The 5,990-nt window shown below is 59.9% G+C and carries 6 protein-coding genes and 1 pseudogene; 6 read left to right on the top strand and 1 reads right to left on the bottom strand.

The window, feature by feature from the left end:
* A partial coding sequence (locus tag DC522_RS32155; RefSeq protein ID WP_205769893.1) for a transposase occupies nt 1-484 on the top strand: 484 nt, incomplete at its 5' end.
* 5 nt (nt 485-489) lie between these two features.
* Here the strand turns inward: DC522_RS32155 and DC522_RS32150 are convergent.
* A complete protein-coding gene (locus DC522_RS32150) occupies nt 490-981 on the bottom strand; it encodes an Lrp/AsnC family transcriptional regulator (RefSeq protein ID WP_116532510.1) in 492 nt (163 codons plus the stop codon).
* Between the two features lie 431 nt (nt 982-1,412).
* Here DC522_RS32150 and doeA point away from each other — a divergent pair, with 431 nt between their 5' ends.
* From doeA to DC522_RS32130, 5 genes and pseudogenes are all read left to right on the top strand, one after another.
* Nucleotides 1,413-2,594: an ectoine hydrolase DoeA gene (gene doeA, locus DC522_RS32145; RefSeq protein ID WP_245444726.1), complete on the top strand. Its 1,182-nt coding sequence runs from the start codon at nt 1,413-1,415 to the stop codon at nt 2,592-2,594.
* 5 nt (nt 2,595-2,599) lie between these two features.
* Nucleotides 2,600-3,610 (top strand): N(2)-acetyl-L-2,4-diaminobutanoate deacetylase DoeB, encoded by a 1,011-nt coding sequence (gene doeB / locus DC522_RS32140; RefSeq protein ID WP_116532511.1) that lies wholly within the window; start codon nt 2,600-2,602, stop codon nt 3,608-3,610.
* Nucleotides 3,611-4,192: 582 nt separating this feature from the next.
* Nucleotides 4,193-4,342: a hypothetical protein gene (locus DC522_RS35260; protein WP_165820419.1), complete on the top strand. Its 150-nt coding sequence runs from the start codon at nt 4,193-4,195 to the stop codon at nt 4,340-4,342.
* A gap of 174 nt (nt 4,343-4,516) precedes the next feature.
* Nucleotides 4,517-5,317, top strand: coding sequence for an ectoine utilization protein EutA (gene eutA, locus DC522_RS32135; protein WP_116532508.1), 801 nt, complete (start codon nt 4,517-4,519; stop codon nt 5,315-5,317).
* A gap of 218 nt (nt 5,318-5,535) precedes the next feature.
* A pseudogene (locus DC522_RS32130) lies at nt 5,536-5,880 on the top strand (transposase); the annotation flags it as partial.
* Nucleotides 5,881-5,990 lie beyond the last annotated feature (110 nt).

The following is a 5,990-nucleotide window of genomic DNA, read 5'->3' as shown; positions in this document are numbered from 1 at the left end:
CGCGGCGCGAGCCCCGGGTCCCCTGCGGGCGTTCTTCCTCCGGGTGAGCAGCCGGCGCGGTCAGCACGTGGCGGCGGGCGAATGCCGGGCGCGTCACACGGCCCGGGACTTCCGCGCGTTTCTGGACACCATCGACCAGAATGTGCCGGACGACCTTGAGGTGCATGTGATCCTCGACAATGCGGCGACCCACAAGACCCCGCTGATCCATCGTTGGCTCGCGCAGCGTCCACGCTATCACCTGCACTTCACGCCCACATCCGCTTCCTGGCTCAACATGATCGAGGGCTGGTTTGCGCTGCTGAGCCGGCGGCAACTCCAACGGGGCGTCTTCCGCAGTACCCATGCTCTGGAGGTGGCGATCCGGCGCTACATCGAGACCAGCAATGCAAGCCCCAAGCCGTTCATGTGGACCAAAACGGCCGACGACATCCTCGACAGTGTTAAACGCTTCTGTCCGCGACCTTCTAACTCAGCCCACTAGTGCCCTCAGCTACGGCCGAACACGGGATTGTCGGCATCGATAGGGAACCCGAAACTCGCCTTCACTCTGTCCATTACAACCATGGTCTTGAAGCCTTTGATATCCGGATTCTCGTAGAAAAACCGGCGCGTAAACTGCTCGTAATCCTCCATGCCCTTGGCCGTAACAACCAAGATGAAGTCTGCATCTCCTGTGACGTAAAACCCGATCATCACCTCCCGGGTCGAGCGGATTGCGCTTTTGAAACGATCAACGATATCGGCGCGCTCACGCTCAAGCGACACGAGGACAATCATCGTCACGCTGCGGCCGACAGCTTTTGGAGACACGATGGCCACGTCAGCTTCGATCACTCCTTCAGCCCGAAGTCGCTTGAGGCGGCGTTGGCATGCCGTCGGAGAGAGATTGACGAGCTTTCCAAGTTCTTCTGACGTGAGGCGGTTATTCCGTTGCACGGCTTCAAGAATAGCCGCATCGAAGCGATCAAGGTCGGGCATGCATATTTTCTGCGTTATCCGGGCCAACTTTGCCCGATCTCAGACTAATTTTGTCCCATAAAGCCGTCAATAGCACTCCACTCCCTCATAGATTGCAGTGATCCGGCCGACGCCACTTCGGCAGCCCATATCCTTGGGAGGTGACATGAAAGGTCTCGCTTCTGCCACGCACGGGGTTACGAATGCACTCGGTGCCTGCGGGAAGACTCGGCTTTCAGCATCCCAATCCGATGCCTAGCGTGGAAGCGCAAGCTCATTCCCTCATGTCCTGCACGTTTGTGTACCGGCAGGTTGCTCCACCTGACTGTATGTGCGACCTCACCGGAACCGGCGTGCAGGACACCGCCATCGCCACCCTCGCCCATGCACGCGCCCGTGACGCCGGAGCGGGCAGATCCATCAACTGCAAAAGAAGCAACTGGAGGTCTTTCGTGAGCGCGCCCAATCTCAATTTCAGCCGAGCAGAATATGCCGAGCGTCTCGCAAAGACCCGCAGGGCGATGGAGAAGGCGGGGATCGATCTCCTGATCGTCACAGACCCGTCCAATATGCATTGGCTGACAGGTTATGACGGCTGGTCGTTCTACGTGCATCAATGCGTGCTGGTGCCGCCCGATGGGGAGCCAATCTGGTTCGGCCGCGGCCAGGACGCCAACGGCGCGAAGCGCACCGCCTATCTCGCTCACGACAACATCATCGGCTATCCCGACCACTACGTCCAATCCACGGAACGCCATCCGATGGATTTCCTCTCCGGCATCATCGCGGAACGCGGCTGGCACAAGGGCACCATCGCGGTCGAGATGGACAATTACTATTTCTCCGCCGCTGCCTATCTGTCGCTGGTCAAGCACCTGCCGAATGCGACCTTCAAGGACGCGCTGTCGCTCGTGAACTGGCAGCGCGCAGTCAAGAGCCCGACGGAAATCGAATACATGAAGGTGGCGGGCCGCATCGTCGAGGCGATGCACCGGCGCATCGTCGAGACGGTCGAGCCCGGCATGCGCAAGAACGACCTCGTGGCGGAGATCTACGACGCGGGCCTGCGCGGCGTCGACGGCTATGGCGGTGACTATGCTGCCATCGTCCCGCTTCTCCCGTCGGGCGAGGAGGCGTCCGCCCCGCACCTGACCTGGGACGACAGGCCGATGCGCAGCGGCGAAGGCACCTTCTTCGAGATCGCCGGCTGCTACAAGCGCTATCACTGCCCGCTCTCGCGCACCGTCTTCCTCGGCAAGCCGACGCAAGCCTTCCTCGATGCCGAAAAGGCCGTGCTGGAAGGCATGGAGGAAGGCCTTGCGGCGGCCAGACCCGGCAATGTCTGCGAGGATATCGCCAATGCGTTCTTCGCCGTTCTCAAGCGCTACGGCATCGTGAAGGACAACCGCACCGGCTATCCGATCGGCCTGAGCTATCCGCCGGATTGGGGCGAGCGCACCATGAGCCTGCGCCCCGGCGACAGGACCGAACTCAAGCCCGGCATGACCTTCCATTTCATGACGGGGCTCTGGCTCGAGAACATGGGCCTGGAGATTACCGAGAGCATTCTCATCACTGAAACCGGCGTCGAATGCCTCTCCAACGTGCCACGCCAGCTCTTCGTGAAGCCATGAACATCATGACGCCTCTCCAGCGCCCCTCCCCCATCGTCGCCAGCGTCGACTTCGATGCGGACGGGGTGCAGCACGGTTTCCTGCGCCTGCCCTACAGCCGGGATGACTCGGCCTGGGGCTCGGTGATGATCCCGATCACGGTCGTCAAGCGCGGCGACGGGCCGACGGCGCTTCTCACCGGCGGCAATCACGGTGACGAATACGAAGGCCCGGTGGCCCTCTTCGATCTCGCCCGCACGCTCAATGCCAATCAGGTTCAAGGGCGCGTCATCATCGTGCCTGCCATGAACTACCCGGCCTTTCGTGCGGGAACCCGCACCTCGCCCATCGACCGAGGCAATCTCAACCGCAGCTTCCCCGGACGCCCGGACGGCACGGTGACGGAGAAGATCGCCGATTATTTCCAGCGCACGCTGCTGCCGCTCGCCGACATCGTCCTCGACTTCCACTCGGGCGGACGCACCCTCGACTTCCTGCCCTATGCGGCCGCCCATGAGCTGCCCGACAAGGAGCAGGAGAAACGCTGCTTCGAGGCCGTCGCGGCCTTTTCGGCGCCCTACTCGATGCGGATGATCGAGATCGACGCCGTCGGCATGTACGACACCGCAGCCGAAGCGATGGGCAAGGTCTTCGTGACCACGGAACTGTCAGGTGGCGGCACGTCCTCGGCGAAAACCGTGAGCATCGCCAAGCGCGGCGTCATGAATGTCCTCAAGCACGCAGGCATTGTTGCCGGTGCGCCGGAAACTGGGCCGACCTGCTGGCTCGACATGCCCTCCAGCGATTGCTTCCGCTTCGCGGAGGATGACGGGCTCGTCGAGCCCTGCGTCGATCTCGGCGACCCGGTGCGCGCAGGCGATGTGATCGCCCGCATTCATCCCATCGGACGGACCGGACAGGCGCCAACCGAGTATCGGGCGGCCCTCGACGGCGTTCTCGCAGCCCGGCATTTCCCCGGGCTCATCAAGACAGGCGACTGCCTCGCGGTGGTCGCAACTGTGGAGGAGAATAACTGAATCAGAGAACTGAGTCAGACGCCGCCAGCAGGTCCGGCCTTTGTTGCCTTGTAACAGTGATCTCCCTCACTGTAAGAGGACGCTATGAAGGGTCATTCTTTCACTCCCATGAGGATAAACTGATGATGGATACGGGTTTGCTTCTTTCTCTACTCGCGATTCGGGATGAGAGCCCCCCACCACAAGCTAGCGTTGCCGACAAGGCAGGCGGAGAATCACCCTCTGACAACACAGTGATCCTGCACCGAAACTTGAGTTTGGGACTCCGGCCATGAGATCCTTCTGGGATCTCGTCGCCGTTCAAATGTGCTTCGGAGAGAGGGCCGGCGCTACTCCTGTCCTAGGCCTTGGTGGGAGGCTGGCACGTTCCATTTTTAACTAGTGGACATCTTGGAGCCCGTCCGAGGGCGCTTGCCCGATCACAAGCAGCCCCACCTCAGCGGCTCATAAGCACTTCACGATTCCGAGCTGACGCTGACACCAGAGAGGTTCACATGTCTCTCGACCGTACGGGAGTGGGTATTCTCCCTCGATCTCCCCACAGATGTCAGCGGCTCCATGTTTGGCAATAGAGGCATTACCATGAAACCAAGCCAACACTTCCATAACAGCTTCTATGTCACCGCGGCGGAAACCCACTACATTGCAGCCTCACGACCACTCTCGCCGGATTTCGCGCAGATCGCCTGTACGAAGTCGCTGCGGCCCGGTTGGCACAGGTCAAACGCCTAGCGCCCAATCAGGGTGTTACCATCGTTCGCTTTTGCTGTTAAGTTTGCTCCCTTAATGATGGTGGCTTGCCTGCCTCCCCAAGTGGTATGGATAGGACGCTTTGGGCCGGGAGTGGACGCAGCTCGCGCTGTGGAGTCGGATTTGGCGCTCCAGAACACACCAGGAGATATAGCGATGAGTAAAGTTGTCATCGAACAAATGGTTTCCCCACTGGCGTTCGACGAAAGGCCCGTAGAGAAGCGGATCGGCTTGGTTGTGCTTGCGACTGACCATACGACCGAACCTGACTTTCAGCGTATGGTTGCGGGAGAACGGATCGGGATCTACACAGCGCGGATTGCTTACACGAACCCAACAACGCCCGACAATCTTCGCCGAATGCAGCCAAGACTCAGCGAGGGAGCAACCCTGATCCTTCCGGATGAACCACTCGACGCGATCTGCTACTCGTGTACGTCGGCTTCGGTTGTGATGGGCGATGATGCGATCGAAGCAGCTATCCGTGAGGCAAAGCCCGAGGTTCCTGTGATAACTCCCCCGTCTGCTGTCCGTCACGCATTGGACAGCCTCGGGCTGCGGCGTATCAGCATATTAACCCCTTATGTTCTGGAAACCAGCAGGCCGATGGCCGACTACTTCGAAGACTACGGCTATGACATCGCGAGATTTTCCTCCCTGGGCCTGGAGGATGATCGTGACATGGCTCGCATTAAACCCGAGTCACTCATTGCCGTAGCTCGTGCCGCTGCGGTGGCGGATGCCGAGGCGCTGTTTATTTCATGCACCGCTCTGCGTTCGGCTCAGATTGCTGCGCAAATCGAAAGGGAGATCGGCCAGCCGGTGATCACAAGCAATCTTGCGACCGCATGGCTGACACTGCGTATCTGCGGTGATGAGGCTCCTCGTCCTGAGTTAGGTCACCTTATGACAAAGCCAGCTTCGTCTTGGGCGGCATGTACAAAACCGTCTGGTTAATCAGTTCACCTACGTGCCGGGTAAGCTCCAGAGGTGCGTGTTGCTCCGAGGCTGTCATATCGACACTTGATGATCCTGCTGTGCGGTCGGTGGTATCTGGCTTTCAACGTCAGCCTCCGAAATTCGGGAGGAGATTATAGCCGAGCGCGGCATCGTCTTAGTGGTCTTGCTTCGCAATTGTTGAGAGCAGTTTGTCAGCTATCCGGCCAGCCTTCCAGAATGTGCCGGACGACCTTGAGGTGCATGTGATCCTCGACAATGCGGCGACCCACAAGACCCCGCTGATCCATCGTTGGCTCGCGCAGCGTCCACGCTATCACCTGCACTTCACGCCCACATCCGCTTCCTGGCTCAACATGATCGAGGGCTGGTTTGCGCTGCTGAGCCGGCGGCAACTCCAACGGGGCGTCTTCCGCAGTACCCATGCTCTGGAGGTGGCGATCCGGCGCTACATCGAGACCAGCAATGCAAGCCCCAAGCCGTTCGTGTGGACCAAAACGGCCGACGACATCCTCGACAGTGTCAAGCGCTTCTGTCAGCGAACTTCTAACTCAGCCCAATAGGATACCTTTGACGCCCAAAAGCAGCCTGTCGTTCGTAAGTGCGCATTTCAGTGCACGTCGTAAGGCGGGGTTCAGGCTGGCTGTTTTTTGCAGTTGAAGGGCAGCAGGTC

Origin of the sequence: Microvirga sp. KLBC 81 (assembly GCF_003075415.1) — a bacterium.
Lineage (GTDB): Bacteria > Pseudomonadota > Alphaproteobacteria > Rhizobiales > Beijerinckiaceae > Microvirga.
Note: the sequence above shows the minus strand (reverse complement) of the source record. Positions and strands in the feature narration are given on the sequence as shown.